This is a genomic window from Paenibacillus sp. BR2-3, from assembly GCF_046529485.1.
Lineage (GTDB): Bacteria > Bacillota > Bacilli > Paenibacillales > Paenibacillaceae > Paenibacillus_AQ.
The window spans coordinates 1,985,316-2,003,172 of the sequence record NZ_CP126311.1; the positions used below are offsets into that span (position 1 = coordinate 1,985,316).

At 40.6% G+C, this 17,857-nt stretch carries 21 protein-coding genes, 1 tRNA gene and 1 pseudogene; 15 read left to right on the forward strand and 8 right to left on the reverse strand.

Annotated features, from left to right (window positions below; genetic code table 11):
• Nucleotides 1–80 precede the first annotated feature (80 nt).
• Nucleotides 81–644 carry a hypothetical protein gene (locus PaeBR_RS09345; protein ID WP_410514551.1) on the forward strand — a complete coding sequence of 188 codons (564 nt, stop codon included), beginning with the start codon at nucleotides 81–83 and terminating at the stop codon, nucleotides 642–644.
• A 325-nt stretch (nucleotides 645–969) separates the two neighbouring features.
• Here PaeBR_RS09345 and PaeBR_RS09350 read toward each other — a convergent pair whose 3' ends face one another.
• A complete protein-coding gene (locus tag PaeBR_RS09350; RefSeq protein WP_410514552.1) occupies nucleotides 970–1,932 on the reverse strand; it encodes a glycosyltransferase in 963 nt (320 codons plus the stop codon).
• Nucleotides 1,874–2,473: a PIG-L family deacetylase gene (locus PaeBR_RS09355; protein ID WP_410514553.1), complete on the reverse strand. Its 600-nt coding sequence runs from the start codon at nucleotides 2,471–2,473 to the stop codon at nucleotides 1,874–1,876. Before PaeBR_RS09355 ends, PaeBR_RS09350 begins: the two co-directional genes overlap by 59 nt.
• A 188-nt stretch (nucleotides 2,474–2,661) precedes the next feature.
• Between PaeBR_RS09355 and PaeBR_RS09360 the strand changes: the two genes are divergently transcribed.
• From PaeBR_RS09360 to PaeBR_RS09370, 3 genes are all read left to right on the forward strand, one after another.
• On the forward strand, nucleotides 2,662–4,068 hold the full coding sequence (locus tag PaeBR_RS09360; protein ID WP_410514554.1) for a hypothetical protein: 1,407 nt from the start codon (nucleotides 2,662–2,664) through the stop codon (nucleotides 4,066–4,068).
• A gap of 17 nt (nucleotides 4,069–4,085) precedes the next feature.
• Complete coding sequence (locus PaeBR_RS09365) at nucleotides 4,086–4,871, forward strand: HipA family kinase (RefSeq protein ID WP_410514555.1); 786 nt, start codon at nucleotides 4,086–4,088, stop codon at nucleotides 4,869–4,871.
• A 136-nt stretch (nucleotides 4,872–5,007) separates the two neighbouring features.
• Nucleotides 5,008–5,343: a YolD-like family protein gene (locus tag PaeBR_RS09370; protein ID WP_410514556.1), complete on the forward strand. Its 336-nt coding sequence runs from the start codon at nucleotides 5,008–5,010 to the stop codon at nucleotides 5,341–5,343.
• 10 nt (nucleotides 5,344–5,353) lie between these two features.
• On the opposite strand, the gene PaeBR_RS09375 is transcribed toward PaeBR_RS09370, so the two are convergent.
• Nucleotides 5,354–5,521 carry a hypothetical protein gene (locus tag PaeBR_RS09375; RefSeq protein WP_410514557.1) on the reverse strand — a complete coding sequence of 56 codons (168 nt, stop codon included), beginning with the start codon at nucleotides 5,519–5,521 and terminating at the stop codon, nucleotides 5,354–5,356.
• Nucleotides 5,522–5,650: 129 nt separating this feature from the next.
• Here PaeBR_RS09375 and PaeBR_RS09380 point away from each other — a divergent pair, with 129 nt between their 5' ends.
• The 3 genes from PaeBR_RS09380 (at nucleotide 5,651) to PaeBR_RS09390 (ending at nucleotide 7,004) form a co-directional block, all read left to right on the forward strand.
• On the forward strand, nucleotides 5,651–6,343 hold the full coding sequence (locus PaeBR_RS09380; RefSeq protein ID WP_410514558.1) for a M15 family metallopeptidase: 693 nt from the start codon (nucleotides 5,651–5,653) through the stop codon (nucleotides 6,341–6,343).
• Between the two features lie 52 nt (nucleotides 6,344–6,395).
• Nucleotides 6,396–6,767, forward strand: a complete 372-nt coding sequence (locus PaeBR_RS09385; RefSeq protein WP_410514559.1) for a WGxxGxxG family protein — start codon at nucleotides 6,396–6,398, stop codon at nucleotides 6,765–6,767.
• Between the two features lie 151 nt (nucleotides 6,768–6,918).
• Nucleotides 6,919–7,004 (forward strand) — tRNA-Leu (locus tag PaeBR_RS09390).
• 232 nt (nucleotides 7,005–7,236) lie between these two features.
• On the opposite strand, the gene PaeBR_RS09395 is transcribed toward PaeBR_RS09390, so the two are convergent.
• A complete protein-coding gene (locus PaeBR_RS09395) occupies nucleotides 7,237–7,506 on the reverse strand; it encodes a DUF6809 family protein (RefSeq protein ID WP_410514560.1) in 270 nt (89 codons plus the stop codon).
• A 243-nt stretch (nucleotides 7,507–7,749) separates the two neighbouring features.
• On the opposite strand from PaeBR_RS09395, the gene PaeBR_RS09400 reads away from it, so the two are divergent.
• A complete protein-coding gene (locus PaeBR_RS09400) occupies nucleotides 7,750–7,980 on the forward strand; it encodes a helix-turn-helix domain-containing protein (protein ID WP_410514561.1) in 231 nt (76 codons plus the stop codon).
• 256 nt (nucleotides 7,981–8,236) lie between these two features.
• On the opposite strand, the gene PaeBR_RS09405 is transcribed toward PaeBR_RS09400, so the two are convergent.
• Genes PaeBR_RS09405 through PaeBR_RS09415 form a run of 3 tightly spaced genes read right to left on the reverse strand, consistent with a single transcriptional unit; the run spans nucleotide 8,237 to nucleotide 10,671 of the window.
• Entirely contained in the window at nucleotides 8,237–8,575 is a 339-nt protein-coding gene (locus PaeBR_RS09405) for a hypothetical protein (RefSeq protein ID WP_410514562.1), read from the reverse strand.
• 59 nt (nucleotides 8,576–8,634) lie between these two features.
• Complete coding sequence (locus PaeBR_RS09410; RefSeq protein WP_410514563.1) at nucleotides 8,635–9,906, reverse strand: sensor histidine kinase; 1,272 nt, start codon at nucleotides 9,904–9,906, stop codon at nucleotides 8,635–8,637.
• 27 nt (nucleotides 9,907–9,933) lie between these two features.
• Nucleotides 9,934–10,671, reverse strand: coding sequence for a LytR/AlgR family response regulator transcription factor (locus tag PaeBR_RS09415; protein WP_410515131.1), 738 nt, complete (start codon nucleotides 10,669–10,671; stop codon nucleotides 9,934–9,936).
• 157 nt (nucleotides 10,672–10,828) lie between these two features.
• Here PaeBR_RS09415 and PaeBR_RS09420 point away from each other — a divergent pair, with 157 nt between their 5' ends.
• From PaeBR_RS09420 to PaeBR_RS09445, 6 genes and pseudogenes are all read left to right on the forward strand, one after another.
• Nucleotides 10,829–11,398 (forward strand): accessory gene regulator B family protein, encoded by a 570-nt coding sequence (locus PaeBR_RS09420; protein WP_410514564.1) that lies wholly within the window; start codon nucleotides 10,829–10,831, stop codon nucleotides 11,396–11,398.
• Between the two features lie 5 nt (nucleotides 11,399–11,403).
• Nucleotides 11,404–11,544: a cyclic lactone autoinducer peptide gene (locus PaeBR_RS09425; protein ID WP_410514565.1), complete on the forward strand. Its 141-nt coding sequence runs from the start codon at nucleotides 11,404–11,406 to the stop codon at nucleotides 11,542–11,544.
• Nucleotides 11,545–11,675: 131 nt separating this feature from the next.
• Complete coding sequence (locus PaeBR_RS09430) at nucleotides 11,676–12,707, forward strand: AvrD family protein (protein WP_410514566.1); 1,032 nt, start codon at nucleotides 11,676–11,678, stop codon at nucleotides 12,705–12,707.
• A gap of 7 nt (nucleotides 12,708–12,714) precedes the next feature.
• Complete coding sequence (locus PaeBR_RS09435) at nucleotides 12,715–13,413, forward strand: AAA family ATPase (protein ID WP_410514567.1); 699 nt, start codon at nucleotides 12,715–12,717, stop codon at nucleotides 13,411–13,413.
• Between the two features lie 61 nt (nucleotides 13,414–13,474).
• Nucleotides 13,475–15,763, forward strand: a complete 2,289-nt coding sequence (locus PaeBR_RS09440) for an MMPL family transporter (RefSeq protein ID WP_410514568.1) — start codon at nucleotides 13,475–13,477, stop codon at nucleotides 15,761–15,763.
• A 161-nt stretch (nucleotides 15,764–15,924) separates the two neighbouring features.
• Nucleotides 15,925–16,032 (forward strand): annotated as a pseudogene (locus PaeBR_RS09445) (transcriptional regulator); the annotation flags it as partial.
• A gap of 539 nt (nucleotides 16,033–16,571) precedes the next feature.
• Here PaeBR_RS09445 and PaeBR_RS09450 read toward each other — a convergent pair.
• Entirely contained in the window at nucleotides 16,572–16,889 is a 318-nt protein-coding gene (locus PaeBR_RS09450) for a DUF6809 family protein (protein WP_410514569.1), read from the reverse strand.
• A gap of 244 nt (nucleotides 16,890–17,133) precedes the next feature.
• Here PaeBR_RS09450 and PaeBR_RS09455 point away from each other — a divergent pair, with 244 nt between their 5' ends.
• Entirely contained in the window at nucleotides 17,134–17,364 is a 231-nt protein-coding gene (locus PaeBR_RS09455) for a helix-turn-helix domain-containing protein (RefSeq protein ID WP_410514561.1), read from the forward strand.
• Nucleotides 17,365–17,857 lie beyond the last annotated feature (493 nt).

A 17,857-nucleotide genomic window follows, 5' to 3' on the forward strand; every position in this document is an offset into this window, starting at 1 on the left:
TTTTTTGCATGACTCAAGTCAATAATTTTTAATTTGCACTTTACAATAATCGACATTATGCTTTAGTAGGAGGGATAGAAATGAAAAGAATGTTAGTATTGGGCCTGATTATGATATTTTCCCTGCTGAGCGCCTGCAGCAATAATGAGGCGACGGCAATTGTTACAAAGGAAGATATACAGGAAAATGTGCAGAATTTCTATAATGAATTGTCTGCGATTGAACAGGAAGGCAAGTCTTCCTTGGAGGATTTCAATGAATTAATTGCTTCTTATTCGGCGGGTAATGCTACGGACAAGCAGTTGAAGAAAGCGATTGATGGATTTCAGAACACTGCTGCTGAGTTATCGAAACGGGCCGAAGATGTGAAAATTTCTTCAGGACTTCCCAAAGATATCAAAGCGCTGCTGGAAGACTCCAAAATAGCCTTTCAAAGTGCTTATTCCTTAAAAGAACAAGCTTCCAAGAGCGCCGATTCCGCTGATGTGACGGCAGACGAATTCAAAGAACTGAATCAGAATGCAGATCTTGCCATGCTGTATGGTATCTCCAAACTGAATGAGGCAAGGGCAGCTTCAGGACTTATAGATTCTGAATCAACGGTTGACTCCACGTCGATGGAATCCACTGTGGAGCCAAAGTAGGTAGCTTGAAGTATGGATCTTGATTCCCGCTGAAAGCAGCGGAGAGGACGGAACGATTGCGGAAAAGCTGCAGCGGTCGCCTCCAGATTTTTACCGCTTTAAGATTGAACTGAAAAAATAAGTTATGGATGAAGTAACGGGAGGGGAATTTTGGAACTGTAGGAGCGATAGCGACCGCCCGAAAGCTTTCCGCAGGAAAGCTCGCTCCGAAAGCATAGGCTGTCTCCGGATTTCATCCGCGAACAGCGGTAAAATTCAAGAAATTCTTACGACAACAGCGGCCGGAAGTCCAAACATTCTCCGTAGTTACGGCCTCACCATCCACTTAAATCCTGCTAGCCCGAATGGCTCTCCAGTAAAGCTCCAAATACTCATCGGTCATCTTTTCTTTCGTATACCGGAGGGAGACATACTCGCGCAGCTCTTGAGGAGAGAAAGGAGACAACCCCTCAATCAAGCGTTTCATATCATCGAAATTATCGCAAATAAACTGGGGCAGCCCTTGAAGTACTTCAGGAACTGCCCCTCTTCCGTAAGCGGCTACCGATGTCCCGCAAGCCAGGGCCTCAACCAACACTAACCCGAACTGTTCCTCGCATGCTGTCGGAAACAGGAGCCATTTCGCATTCATCAGCAGGTTTTGCTTTTCCATGCCATGGACTTCGCCAACATAGGATATGTTAGGTGCCTTCTCCATCCGCGGGTAAATTTCGCCGTATAATTCCTGGTCCCAGACCGGACCTGCAATGATGGTTCTCATGCCGGTCTGCTCGGCCAATCTTACAGCATCCCTCACTCCTTTTTCTCGATCAATCCTTCCCAAAAATAATAAATAGTCATCTTTATTCTTTTCTAAAGCATACCCGTTCAAATCAATCCCATTATGCACGTAAGCCCCATGGGAATTATTCGTTGACATCATTAGTTTGGTTTTGGTCACATATACCGGGAACTTCAGAGGGATGCTTAATCCCCATTCCGTGTGGATCGTTGAGACAGTAGGCACATTTAAATTTTCACGTCCGATGACCAAATCATGCGTATGATCATGGATCACATCCACATCATCCGGCAGCGTATGAATGACAAAATCTTTTATATTATGTTTGAAAAATCCTCTATGTCCGTAGGGAATAATAACCGCATTGCTGCTGCTTCCCGCCAAGGCGTATACATAAACCTCGTGGCCTCTTTTTACCAGTTCATTGGATAAGAGAAAAGCCACTCTCTCAATCCCGCCGCTGCCGGGAATCGGGATAATATTCGGGACCACTTGCACGATTCTCATGGAGTTTCACCTTCTTAGCTGGATGATAAAGGGGGGATTCATCATACGGCACAATACGTTCGTATAAAATATACGGCATCAACTGCTCGATAACGAACATTTGGCTGTGATAGACCGACAACAGGATTAATTTGTCCCGCAGCAGATGAAATGGCAGTACTTCGTCCGATTTATCGAATACATACAAGTTGTCGATCCCCATGCCATGCAATATTTTTGAAAGCGATTTATGCTGGCTGTGTCCATACTCTCCGCCAAGATTATGCGTAACAATACGCCCAAACCGGTGTTTGTGGATAACCTTTTCCAAATCCTTGCCCAATTGTCCTGGATCAAAGCTTCCGTCATATAGATCGGGATAGTTCCATATTTCATATGCAGCTCCTACCCTTTTCATGGCCCTGTGAAATTCTTCAGACCGGGTTTCATCCTCACGATTAGTTAAGCAAATAACCTTCCAGCCTCGTTCACTTAATAACGCCGCTCCTCCGAAAATAGATTCGTCGTCGGGATGAGCGACCACCATCAGTTTATCAGGCATCACGCACCACCTTCTTCTTTATTTGTTTTTAGATTGCGTCCTGCTTCACCATATGTCCACGCTATCGACGATGACAGGTACGGAAGCATATCCTTCGCTATTTTCTACCCGTATGATTACTAGTCTAATCGGCTCAATGAACTTCACATATGATAAAGCACCAGGTTAATAACGAGGAGTGTTCTACTATGGAGGAGAAAACAAACCGCTCGAAAAAAATATGTTTTGCCTTGCTGGTCCACAACAAGCGGAGTGTCGTCTTGGACCTTTTGGATAATATCAGAGGTTATTGCCCGAATAGTTCTGTCATTTTATATAACGGAGGCAATGATTCAAGCTTATGCGATCATCTGGGCGTTCCCGTCTGTCCAACCAGCCGAAAATTGTATTATGGCATAACAGGCATCTATTTGCTGGAAACGATGAGATGGCTGGAAGACATGAATTACGATTACGACTATTTGATTAATATGGACTCGGACGCTCTATTTGTAAGGGAGGGCTACGAAAGCTTCATAACTCAGCAAATGAATGACAAGGATTATATGGGAGTAGACACCAAACTCTCGCACGAAGATTCTTTCATAGGCAACCAGGTGCGCGAAGAATATGATTTATGGAAGCCGTTATTTGGCGAGAAACCTCTCTACGAATCCTTTAATGTGGGCCAAGTGTTCAGCAGACGGCTGGTCCGCCGTTTTTTAAAAAGCAAGCAATACGACGAGCTGAAAACGAGATTGAAGAAGACGGGAGCCTTTGGAATAGATGAAGTCGCCTACGTTACGATGACCGAGCGCTATGGTTTCGAACTTAACGCCTATCCGGCATCCACCGGGAGTTCCATACGTTACAGACCCTATTTCGCGTTGGATGAAACCATAGGTCTGCTGAACGGAAACGAAAAGGGTTATCTTCTGCATCCAGTACCGAGAGACATGAAAGATGAAACGCGCGTTTTTGTGCAAAACAACCTTAAACAGTTAATCCAATCCAATGCGGAAGCACAAGAACGCTTTCTCGACACGTATTTGGGGGATATGCCGTTTTTTATCCGCAGGCAGAAGAGCACCGGAAATACAGTGGAATGGCTGACCGCTTCTCTTGGGCAAGGAATATCGTACTGGAAATCCGTGAAAAGCAGAGGCAAAATAAATATGTACGGTCCCCATACGTTCGGAAGCGAAAGAGTAGAAGCGTTCACCGCGCTGGAGACCCGTATCGGTAATATCGAAATGATCTGCAGAATCGGAAAAGAACTTATCCATTACTGGAGGGATGAAGACAGCAGCGAGTGGTTCGAGTCACCGGCTTTTGCAGAAGGGGTAAGGGGAACACCTGCATTTATTGAGAGTTCATACGGAAATTTCGAGGTGGTAGCGCCCTTAAAGGATGGAGGATTGGGTCATTGGTGGAGAAATAATGATCAGGGTTTGACCTGGTCCGGGCCTGATACCTTCGGTAATGACGTTTATGAAGAAGTGATGCTTATCGAAAATAACTTGAAGCAATTGACGGTAGTTGTCAAAACGGATGATGAATACCGATTTTTTGTCAGAGATGACGGGCATAGCTGGGAATGGCTCGGACCCTATTAATAAAAGGCGGGATGTTTATGAAAGTTCATGCTATGCGGCATGTCAAGCCTATGGGTCAAGGGCGGACACTTCCCCATCTGTTTTATTGTGATGATGGTTACCCATATGTAGTTAAGCTAATGAACAACGAGCAAGGTTCCGGAGTGCTGGCCAACGAGTTTATTGCTTTCAGGCTGGCTACATTGTTGAATCTACCTGCAGCCGAATACAAAATTGTGAATATTTCAAGTGAACTGGTGGATGTATTCCCGGCCCTTAAAAGGCTAAACGTTCCCGCAGGTCCTCATATAGGCTGTCTGTTTGCCGAACAGGCCATTACTTTAGAGAATAAAGTTGATTTTTCCATCTGTCAAAATATAAAGGACATGGCCGGAATGATTGTCTTTGACCATTGGATCATGAACTGGGACCGGTATGTCACAGGGGCGAATCTTCTGTTTTTGCAAGATACGACACAGCTGCTTCTGATTGATCATTCCAATGCCTTTTGCGGGCCGGATTGGGACAGCAGGGAATTGGAAGAAAACTCAGAGGATATGGAAGTGTACTGGGGACCTTTTTATGAAATGTTCACACCGTATATCGATGGTTCCGACCCATTTGAACCTTACCTGACGGTGCTGGAAGCTCTTGACCGCCGGCAATTGACTCGGGCAGTTAACGGAATGCCTGGAAAGTGGAAAATTTCCCGCTCGATGCAGGAATCCCTTGTTGAATTTCTGTATGCAAGGAAAAATCTGGTTCGGGGTGCTATGCTGCAGTTGCAGGATAAATTTCCCATCTGGAGTGAATGTTCATCTTAAACGGGGAAACTAATTAGAAGGGGAGACTAACAAGTTTACATTTTTTCCTTGTTGATTAAGGATAGGCGTTGTGGATATAATACAAACACACGTTCCTATTACGTGAGATGATGCATTTGACCGGAGGGAGATATCCATGGGTAAGAAGCTGGAGGGAAACGGACTATGGGAGAGCAGCCGGATGATGCTGCCGGAGCATAAAAGCCGGATCCGGAGCGATGAGCGGGAGACGCAGCGCCGTGGTAAGCCAGTTCTTGATGACCAGAAGTGGGAGGAGATGGAGCGTACGCTCCTGTTATCGCTGCGGAATCATGTCCGGGTGAATATAGTACTGTTTGACCCCTTTGAAGATGTTTTGCTTAGCGGTTTTATAACCTCCATCCACGCCCACACGCGTGAAATAAAGCTGCAGTGGGCGGAGGACTGGAAGTGGATTGGCCTGGACAGTATTGTTGAGGTGGATACCTGCTGATTCACGGCGGTTACTGCTCTTTAGAGCCGTTTCCGCTGTTCTTCTCGTAAGCGATTAAGGTAACGGAGCTAATCCCTGTCAGTTGGGCAATGGCTGCTTCTGCATTACGGATGACCTCTACCGCGTCCTCTTCGCCGCTAAGCGCTGCGATTTTATAGCTATCACTGTGGATGTCCATGAATGTTCCCACCTTTCCCCGATATTGTTCCCTGCGAATGAGGCCGATATCCAAGTTTGCAGCAAACATGCAGCTACCGTACAAGCAAGCCGGGGTGAAGGGACATTAAATAGATCAGGGGGTGATTACATGCTGACATTGGATCAGGTCAAAAGCAAATCGGCGGCGCGCCTTGACGGACTCCATCCTGTCCTGCTGGCAGTTACCAACGAGTTGATACAGCGAAGCTACGCCAAAGGCGTGCCAATCCTTATTACTCAGGGTATGCGGACGATTGCTGAACAAAATGCATTGTACGCGCAGGGAAGAAGCAAGCCGGGACCGATTGTCACCAATGCCCGGGGAGGTACCAGCTATCACAATTACGGCCTGGCTGTCGATTTTGCGCTGCTGCTGCCGGATGGAAACGCGGTTTCCTGGGATATAAACAGGGACGGGGAGAAGGACAAGACAGCGGACTGGAGCGAAGTGGTGGAAGAGGCCAAGAAGCTGGGCTTCGAGTGGGGCGGCGACTGGACGTCTTTCAAAGACTACCCCCATTTACAGATGACATTCGGTCTGTCAATTGATGAGCTCCGGGCAGGCAAACATCCTTCTGCCCAGCAGATCAATGAAGTCTTAAGCCGCTTGAGCGGAGGCGACGACAAAGGGAATAAAGATCTTAAAGTTACGATAACATTGAACGGCCAAAAATTGACCGAAGGTGTTGTTGATGAAGGTATCACTTATGTACCTGTGAGGATTCTGGCGGAAGCGCTTGGAGCAACGGTAACCTATGATCCCGGAAGTAAGACGGTAGATATTGTTTTCTTGAATAAATGAGGATGCATATGGGGAAATTATCAGCGATAACAACAAAAGGAGGCATAACATCTTGAACAAGCTGATAACAAGCCTTGTATGCGGTACTGTTTTATCAATGAGTCTGGTTGGGGCCAGCTATGCGTCAACTGCATCCGGGACGACTGACCTGGACGGTACCACACCGGGAAGAAACGGTACCACCACCAATGGTGGCTTGGGAACTATGGGTACGGGTAACCGTATGACCAATCCGATTCGTAACATGGACAGAAATAATAATAACACGGTGTCCCCTTTGTCCAATAACAACCGTAACGGGAACTACCGGGCAACAGCTACCACAAATGCTGACAGGGATAATGATGTTGACTGGGGCTGGCTTGGTTTGCTCGGTCTTCTCGGTCTGGCCGGCATGAGAAGCAGAACCAAAGAGCACCGTTAATTCAGGCGTAAATGACCCGTAGCGGCTTCGGCTAAAGCGGGTTATTTGCTATGTCTTCCGATAAAAAATAATATTCTGGATTAAAAGAGGATTGCGTCTTTCCGGAATACGTGATATTATATTTCTTGTCGCGTTACAACGCGCACTTCATGCCGGGGTGGCGGAACAGGCAGACGCACAGGACTTAAAATCCTGCGGTACGTGAGTACCGTACGGGTTCGACCCCCGTCCTCGGCATACCAGAAGAAACCTTGAGAAATCAAGGTTTTTTATTTATGGTTTTTAAAAATGGGAATCCTGTGTGCTTCAAAAGGGTGCTGCAGACGCACAGGATTTCTGCGAAATATCCTCTTTTGTGCTATCTGTTTTCTAAAAACAGGTAGAGGCAAAGGAGGTTTTTTTATGGCGTTACACAAGAGATTCCTACAACGAAGTTTTGTCGGGAAAGGCACCCAGCTTGTGGGCAAGCTCATCTTTTCCAGTTAACGCCTCGACCATGATGCCTGCCCAAGGCGAAAACCATATGTAAAGGATGAGGCAACTCCATTCCATGCGTTTGAGCATATAAGTCCAGCAGTGTTTCAAGCTCATTAAACTCCTTTTCGGAATGCTGTTTCTTCCAAGCCTCTATTGTTTCAGATGTTTTTCGACTTAGCTCACGGTATTGCGGATCACTGGATATAACTTTTTCATCGGGACAAAGATTGCTAAGATATAGCTGTTCTAAAAGGCTCCTCATTTCTCTCCATCCTTTCTGCAGTTTTTTGTGATATTTATTATGCTTATCTAAGAGATTGCAAGTATCCAAATATAAATGAGAAAAGATTCCTGATGTCTATGTATATTGCCTTAAGGTGGTACTTGGGAGAGTAACATATTTTCTTAAATGAATCGTATCATAAAATAATGACGTTTTGTAGAGTATACTACGTGGATATGATGTTGAATGCAACTAGATAATGAATTTAAAAAGAGGTATATCTTGAAATCAGAAGAAGTATTCGGGCAGGTTTTAAGAACAATTCGCAGAAAACAAAAGATGAGTCAAGAAAATTTGGCATTCCAAAGTAATCTTGACCGAACGTACATATCTATGCTGGAACGTGGCATTCATCAACCTACATTAAATTCTTTGCTCTCTCTTGCCAGCGCTTTGAATATGAAGGCTTCAGAATTAGTGGGACTTGTTGAAATTGAGATTGGGAAAAATTAATTGAATAAACTATTTAAATCTAAGAAGAATGACTATGCATAACATTTAGGCATAATCATTCTTCTTATTACTGAACAATGAAATATACTCAATTTGCTGAATTCGAGTAGGGACAAAAAATTATTCGTGAAGAAAAAATTTGAATAGCATATTGATCATAAACATTGGAACAAACTATAAGAGTATTGGTAATTGATCTTAGTAGAGGAGTGTAAACTTGGAAAAAAGCTATACTGTAAGTAATATATCTCAATACTTAAATATTATCAGAGACAGATGGTGGTTTAACAGCGCCATCAGATGCTAGTCTCTTTAATAAGACTATTTCATCATCCTTTAACTTTGTACCATTAATTTCCTTGTGAGTTTCAATGATATGCAGAGGTACTCCCTGAAACCCTTCAATTAATTTAAGGAGTCTTTGGATACTCGTTGCACCAGATTTAGCAACCAAGTCAGCGTATATATCAGCGTTTTCAGAGAAAAAGACAGGACTTAGTACAACATCTTTGCCTCGAACTCGTTTTGTAATTAAATAATTCCCTTGACCGCCTTCATTCGGAATGATCTGTTCACTTAGCTTTGACAGTTCCATAAAGGATTTCGATATCGTCTGTCATCTAATTGTATATTTTAAGCAAGCTACGGAGAAGGTTACCCTAAAGGGAGCATAATGATCGTTTCAAATTGTTTTGCTCTTGTTTCTATTTTCAGATGTCCCCCGTATTTTTTAGCTACTCTTTGAATATTGGTTAAGCCGATCCCGTGAAAATCAGGATTTTTTTTATTTGTACGCTGTACATGATCTATAGAATCTCGCCGCGAATTGATGACATGAATAAAAAGAGTATTATTGGTGGAGAAAATGCGTAAATCGATTAATTTGTCTTCAATTTTAGGGATAAGTTGTGTTGCTTCGATAGCATTATCTAGAATATTTCCAATTAGGATACATAAATCATACCGATCAATTTTGATTTCCTCGGCAATTACATTGATCGTGTGCTTCATAGTGATACGATTGTCATTCGCTACATTAAGTGCATTACTGACCAGAGCATCAATTACTAAATTTCCAGTAGCCACACTTTGGTAAGAAGTATTAATTACATCAAGCATTTTATTGATATGCTGATTAGCTTCCTGCAAGCGATTTTCTTGGATGCATTTTCCAATATATAGCACTTGTTTATTTGTATCATGAATAATCCGCTTAATACTTTTAAAAGAATTTACGGTTTTTTCATAGTTGTTATCCTGATAATCCATTTGCTTTTGTAATAGATTATTTTCATCCGCCAATCTGAATTTTTCAATTACCCTGTCAAAAAGGTAAACAATTAAGATGTTGATGAATAAAACACTGATGACAGAAAGAATGTAGAAGAGGTTTTTTTCGGAATAAAAAAATAGTGTATTCAAAACCAATAAACTAGCTAAAATTATACAGACCATGATGTAATAGTAAGCAGTGCCGATTTTATAGTCGCTTCCGCGTTTAATGTATTTAATGGCCAGAATAAAAAGCCCCATGATAAAGGTGGAGAAAAGTAGGATCATTAATCGGACTTCCAATTGAGACAAGCCACTTGTTTCTTTTGCGAACTGAAATCCTGAGATGAAATAAAAGGAAACGGATTCAGCGATAAATCCCAGAATCAGATACAAGATTGAAAAAATTAAACGTGAAGCAAATCCAGCTTGGCTAAGAGAGGCAATAACAAAGGTGCTTCCGATTGAAATGAGGCCGGTAATGAACACAGGGAAAAAAGATATGGTAGATACATAAATGATCCCCCCTGTAAGAATATAGCTCAGCAAAATGGTGTGCCTGCTTTTATCGGAAGCAGGAAATAAAACGGAAAAATACCGATTAAGTAGCAGTAACTGCAGCAAGGTCGTTCCGACAAATAATTTGTTATACAATGGGTTATCCTCTTCCTCTGAATTGGGTTATCCTCTTCCTCTGAATTGGGTGATCATGTAACGTGCGAAGGTATCCTTGACATATTTGGCTTGAGAACGCCCAATTGGGAACTCGGCTTGGTTGGACATAATAACCGAGGAGGACGTAAACTTTCGGATATGCTCCATATTAATAATAACTGAGCGGTGGATGAGTAAAAGCGGATAGTTGGGCTTATTTGAATACTCGGACAGCGTTCCAATGCTCGTGTATCGCTGTTGTGACGTAATCACTTCCAACTGCTTTTGTGCTACGGAATGCTTTGCTTTCACAATGGCAATGATGTCGGAGCTTCTTAGAACAATCTGTCCATCTTTCGTTTTAATAGATACATGCCACTTAGAAGAAAGAATATAACTACAAAGCTTCAACATCTTGTTTTCAAACAGTTCGTAAGAGACGGGTTTGATCAGATAATGGAACGTTTGAACATCAAAGCTTTCTATCATATATTCTGGATAGCTAGTAAGGAATATAATTTGTACCTCCCGATCTGGAAGGCTGCGGATCGCTTTAGCTGTTTCAATTCCGTTCACTCTTCCCATTTCAATATCTAAAATAAGAATATGAAAAGAATGCGCACCATGCTCTTCGTAATGCTGAAGCAATTCTTCTCCAGAAAGGAAGTATGTTACATCGAAGATATAAGGCGTACAGGCTGACAACTGCTGGAATGATCGTTTTAATAGAATATGATTTTCTGGTTCATCATCGCAAACTGCCACGTAGAACAAGGAATTCCCTCCTGCTTCATATCATTTTTCTCCAATTAATAACAATAATATAACATAAATTGTTGTTCATAGCTGTTTTTTTGCTATTAACATACAGTATATTACATTATTTCGATTTTGTGCTACGATGCTTCTACGGGAGGTAAACATGATAGAAAAAATTGTGAATAAAATTACATCTGAGATTGTCCGTCAAGGCGTTGTAAGTGAGGAAAATATCCCAGTCTTTCGTTATGGGTTATTATCCATGATTGAGATTTCTATCATAGTTTTAACGATGCTGCTAATTTCCGTCAGTTTAGGTCGAATTTTTGAAGCGGGAGCATTGATTGGAACTATCATCGTTTTCAGGAGTTTGGAAGGGGGATACCACGCTAGAACATTTAAAAGTTGTTATCTTATTTCGGTGATCGTTTTTATATTGACGCTGCTAGCCGTAGACTTGATGTCTCAAAAGTTGTTTCCTGCGGCTGTTATCACATGTTCGATCATTTCTATTCTTATATTGGTCTATTTGAGAACTGGTCCGACGCGTAGTAGAGAAGCAGAGAATGTTAATCGTCATCGATTTTACAAGGCTGCAATATTGGCTCATCTTCTTTACTACAGTTTTATAATTACGATGTTTATCTCAGGCACAACCAACATAATACTGTTAACTTGTTCTTTTGGCTACGCTATTTCTCAAGTAACTGTTTTTATCGAATATAGGAGGTAAGTGGATTGAAAATTTCGAAAATGCCATGGAAGGCGCTGTGGATGATTGCCGGTGTTTTTTCATTCGTAGGAGCCAATATCCAGTGCTGGTGGATTGCTCATCAACCGGAAATGCCAGAAGAAGTGAAAAAATTGCGGAAAGTGTGAGTTCCATTATTTATTATTTATAAGATAAATACAGAAAATGAAACAATAATTATAAAAATAAAATTGATAATTTAATAAGAGAAAATGAATTATTAAACAATCGTCGCATATATAGAGAAGGAGATGTTACTGTGAAAACTCAAGTAAATAATATTAATGATTTGCTTGGTAATCCTGAAAAACGTTTCTTTAGTTCAGGGTTCAAAAAAGTAAGGCATAGCCTAAAAAGGCTACACATAGATCCTATAGAACAAAAAATTAGCGCAGTGGGAGCAGTACTTTATCCTGCTGACTGGTCCATAAAAGATGAGCCTGAATTAAAGCCGCATTTAAGTACATTAGATGGAGCACTATTATCATTGCATCTGTGCTGTGCTTACTTAAAGTCGATTTTTGATCTAACTGAATATCAACTGAGCCATATCTGGATAAGGAAAGTCGCACTGAAATCCGGGTCCTTTGCACAATTTGATTTAGATAATTTAATTATTGTATCTAATTGGAAAGGAGTAGAGGAAACAGAGGATTCTCTTTGCGGTAATGTTTCTAGATTCTCATGTGAAGTTGGCAATATGAAAATAGATATTTATATAGATCATTTTGTTAATTCTATGAATCACATCATAAAAAAATATGATACCATTCAGGACTTAATAGGAAATATGGACTCCTCTTTTTATGGCGAAGTTTATCGTTCCATAGCATATGAACTTACAAATGTAAATGTAGATAAGGATAACCTATCTTTGTCTTCTCAAATTACAATAAAATATCCATATTCGGAGAGTAAATTTTGCGGAATTGGCTCGGTGTACCTTCCACATTATACATGGTTAGATACGTTTGTCTGTGCTTCACAACAAGTTCAAGCTTTATTTTACGCTATCGATAAAATTAGCCGTGATAATTCTAATAACCTTTGGATGAGAGAAATTATATACGAGTACAAGGAACCAATTTATAAGCCGCTGGGTTTTGTTCAAACTGCAGCTGTACAACAAGCAAAAATATTAAAAATGGGAAATCAACTTTGGAGAACAGCATTAATTGAGTGCAGCAACAATAGTTCTGCTTCATTTCGCTTAGTTGTAAATATCGCGCACGAACTTCCCTCCAGTTTTATGGAATGTGCGTGTAACTTAGAAAATTATAAAAGGAGTTAAATACATAATGAATCAGGTCGTTAGAATAGCTATCTCTGGTACATATTCAACGGGAAAGACAACTACTACTGAGGCACTCTCATTATTATCTGGAATACCCAGAACACACGCCAAAACCATGAGGGAGATCCTTCCTGATGCAATACCCGGAAAAACTCTTGAACAGTGTAAACCCGCGGAACTTCTACAACTTGGCATCCGAAGATTTACAGAAAGAGCCATTAAAGAAAGCCAACTGGATTCATTTATTTCTGATGGCTCTTCATTACACGAATGGATTTATGGAAAATCAAGATTAACAGTAGGTATTAATCCTAATGATGGTCCATATGTGCAAAAATTTAAAATGCTAATGATGATGCCTTTCAAAAAAGCTTTTGAAGAAATTATAGATAATTTTGGTTCAGTTGTTAAAAGTCACGCGAAAAATAATTACGTTGAATTCATTCATCTGCCTGTAGAGTTTCCATTAGTTGAGGATGGGCACCGTCCAGTTTCTGAAAGCTTTCGAGGACTTTCAGATCGTTTACTTTTAGATACTTTGGATGAGTTGCTGATACCCTATCATGTAGTCTCAGGATCCATCCAAGAACGTTTAGATAAAATAATGAAGATTTATAACTGGAAGCCAATTATTCCTATAGAAGAAGCCATCGAAGAAGCAAAGAGAAGAACAAATTTACATATGTCAGAAAAAGAAAAATAATATTATGCGAAATAGTGGATGTATTCATAATAAATAACGCCAGTTGGAGAAAGGATAAAATATGAATAGTTTTCTTAAAACCTTGGGGCAATTCGTGTATAAATTTCGTCACACGATCGTAATTCTATGGATATTTATCGTTGTTTTAGGAGGTGTATTTGGTAGTAAACTGCCTGATCTCCTTACAGGTGGTGGATGGGAAGGTAAAGCTACAGATTCTTATGAGGCAAGTCAGGTACTGACAGGAAGTTTTAACGGAAGAACGCCAACTTCTTTAACCTTACTTCATCGCGATCCTAATCATACAGTTGGTTCTGAAGAATACGCCTCTAATTTGAAGCAAACAATTGGATTTCTTCAAGAGCAGGATGGTATAGAATCTGTTTATTCATTATTAGATGCGCCTAAGGATTCAAGCCGATCATTTATTGGTAAAGACGAACATACAACTATAGCCTTTGTAGAAATGAACATGAATGAAGGATTTGCCCTTAAGGTTCTTCCAGATATCCAGAAGCAACTTACGGACCAAGCAAGCAACAATAAAACAGAAGCAACTTTACTTGGAGCGCCGGCTTTATGGGGTGAAGTAAATACGATCAGTCAGGATGGTTTAAATAAATCACATTTGTATACTTTACCAATAATAATTATCATACTACTTCTTGTTTTTAGAACTGTGGTTTCAGCGATCACACCATTAATTATTGCTGTTTCTTCAATTTTAGTAGCTTTTGGATCACTTTACTTTATTGCAAATCATTTGGAATTATCCGTTTTCGTTAAAGATGCCGCTACAATGATCGGTCTAGGCGTCGGAATCGATTTCTCGCTCATATTTGTTATGCGATTTAAGCAGGAACTCAATACACAAAACGACATGCGTTCTGCCTTAATTAAAACCATGCAAACTGCAGGTCATGCTATTCTTTTCTCGGGTATAACTATAATTGGGTCCATGATGTCATTATTTATTGTGGATATTGCAGCAATTCGTTCTATTGCTTTAGGAGTTATCGTTGTTGTTATGGTATTAGTGATTTCTGGCTTGACACTTATGCCGGCGTCCTTGGCGATTATTGGAACGAAGATCAATTCTGTTAAGCTTCCCTTTATCTCTAACCAAAAGAGTTCACGTCTATGGTACAATTGGTCACATCGCATTATGAAACGTCCTATTCTATCTTTGTTTATCGGATTGATTGTTTTACTTACCCTGTCAGTACCCATATTAGACTTTAAAACTTCAACGCCTGACGTACGAATGCTTCCAGAAACCTCAACAATGGCAAAAGCCATTCATAGTTTGGAGGAAAACTACGGCTCCGGTTTCTCGTCTCCAGTACAAATTGTTGTCAAATCAAAGAATGGTAACATATTAACGAAAGAGAATTTGACTAAAATTGAGGAATTAACAAATGAACTGCGTGGATTAAATAATGTAGAAACAGTAAGTTCTATAACCACATTACTTCCGTTGCCACCTGAGCAGATTATAGCTTTAATTGATGGCGGGAGCGACCAGTTGAATCCAGAAACATGGTCATTGCTTGATCGTTATATTAGCAAAGATAAAGATGCCATGGTAATTGATGTGTTCTCTAAAGAATTCGCTTCCCATTCAACAACAAGAGAGTTAGTTAGCGATATCCGTGAAAGTTATACTTCAAAAATTTCCTCTAATAATGTGTCAGTATATGTAGGTGGAGAGACTGCGAGAGGTATGGATAGTGATAAGATTTTGGAAGATAGCTTGCTTCCTATAATTGGAGTGACATTGTTATTAACTTATATCATTCTTCTAATAACATTTCGTAGTGTACTGCTTCCACTAAAAGCCATATTAATGAATGTGTTTTCTTTAGGAGCGACATATGGTGTTCTTTTAATGATTTTTCAGCATGGATGGGGAGCTTCATTACTGGGCTTCGAAAAAGTTGGCTTTCTCCAAAACTTTATTCCGATTCTCTTATTAGGTTTATTATTTAGCTTGAGTACAGATTACGAAGTGTTCTTGCTGAGCCGAGTAAGGGAAGAGTATGAGCTTACCAATGACAATACGGAAAGCGTAGCTTCCGGGTTGGAAAAAACAGCTCCTATGATCTCCGGTGCCGCCATTTTAATGATCTCTGTCTTTGCATCTTTTGCTTTCGCCGGGGTACTTCCAATGCAGCAGCTTGGATTTGGAATGGCAGTAGCTATTGCAATAGATGCAACTATTGTTAGGCTTCTTATTGTTCCCGCTGCAATGGAACTAATGGGCAAATGGAATTGGTGGATGCCAATAAGAAATACAAAAACCAAGCTTCATCTGTCCAAACGAGAATTGAGTCTAAAAAAGAAAGTATAAAGTGGGGCTGCAAACCATTGTCCTCACTCTCAGCGTCTTTACGACGCGTTAGTAAGCTTTAGTCTCCTAAGTGACCCTTCCAAGCCTTTTCGGCTATTGGAGGGGTCACTTTTGTGGTTATCCACATGATAATCATTCGATATGTATGGTGTGACATAACGATTTCGTTCCTGGATATTATACATTTCATTGAAGGAACAGCCTCTTTGTTTGATTGTGGCTTGCATCATGGATCGGAATGCTTAATTCAGCAGGTGATGCTTATGGCTTCGTGAAATAACGAATCCCGGGCATCCTACTCATCAGTTGTTAAACCAACTTTGTTCGAGGAGTTCTTCGGCGTTTTTACCATCATCCGTACAATTAAGTCTTTCACAGAAAAAAAGGGCAGTAACGCAAAGCTTCTGCCCTTCATTTTGCTAACAATTTTGCTAACATAAATCTGTCCGTAATTTCCCGAGCATAGAAGATGAGGAACACAAAAAAATGCCTTTAACCCGCATCGTTAGAGGATTTTTGTTCGAGCTTTCCGTGGTGTAGAAAAGAGGCTACAGGAACTGCTTCAAGACTTAAAATCCTGCGGTACGTGAGTACCGTACGGGTTCGACCCCCGTCCTCGGCATACCAGAAGAAACCTTGAGAAATTTAGGTTTTTTATTTATGGTTTTTAAAAATGGGAATCCTGTGTGCTTCAAAAGGGTGCTGCAGACGCACAGGATTTCTGCGAAATATCCTCTTTTGTGCTATCTGTTTTCTAAAAACAGGTAGAGGCAAAGGAGGTTTTTTTATGGCGTTACACAAGAGATTCCTACAACGAAGTTTTGTCGGGAAAGGCACCCAGCTTGTGGGCAAGCTCATCTTTTCCAGTTAACGCCTCGACCATGATGCCTGCCCCAAGGCGAAAACCATATGTAAAGGATGAGGCCAACTCCATTCCATGCGTTTGAGCATATAAGTCCAGCAGCGTTTCAAGCTCATTAAACTCCTTTTCGGAATGCTGTTTCTTCCATGCCTCTATTGTTTCAGATGTTTTTCGACTTAGCTCACGGTATTGCGGATCACTGGATATAACTTTTTCATCGGGATAAAGATTGCTATGATATAGCTGTTCTAAAAGGCTCCTCATTTCTCTCCATCCTTTCTGCAGTTTTTTGTGATATTTATTATGCTTATCTAAGAGATTGCAAGTATCCAAATATAAATGAGAAAAGATTCCTGATGTCTATGTATATTGCCTTAAGGTGGTACTTGGGAGAGTAACATATTTTCTTAAATGAATCGTATCATAAAATAATGACGTTTTGTAGAGTATACTACGTGGATATGATGTTGAATGCAACTAGATAATGAATTTAAAAAGAGGTATTATCTTGAAATCAGAAGAAGTATTCGGGCAGGTTTTAAGAACAATTCGCAGAAAACAAAAGATGAGTCAAGAAAATTTGGCATTCCAAAGTAATCTTGACCGAACGTACATATCTATGCTGGAACGTGGCATTCATCAACCTACATTAAATTCTTTGCTCTCTCTTGCCAGCGCTTTGAATATGAAGGCTTCAGAATTAGTGGGACTTGTTGAAATTGAGATTGGGAAAAATTAATTGAATAAACTATTTAAATCTAAGAAGAATGACTATGCATAACATTTAGGCATAATCATTCTTCTTATTACTGAACAATGAAATATACTCAATTTGCTGAATTCGAGTAGGGACAAAAAATTATTCGTGAAGAAAAAATTTGAATAGCATATTGATCATAAACAGAGATAACAATTTGTATGGTTATATATATATCGAGGACAAAATGAAGCCTATAGAGGTATAGAGGCCAGTGGTTTTAGGCCCTATCAGGGAGGCTTCTATTCGGACTCATTTTATGATATTGATCCTGGCGCAGTTCCCATTCTACCTATGCCCAATACGCCATGCCGATGTCTGGTTTGAGGAAATGAAACTATGTAGTCTGCCGGAACTTTACAATAACCTTCATCCCCAGAGGGATTAACTGTCGGAAGAGCGTATGCGATGACCCGCACGTACGGATCTGTGAGAGGCCCATGTCAGCGACATGGGCCTCTCTATTATTGTATAA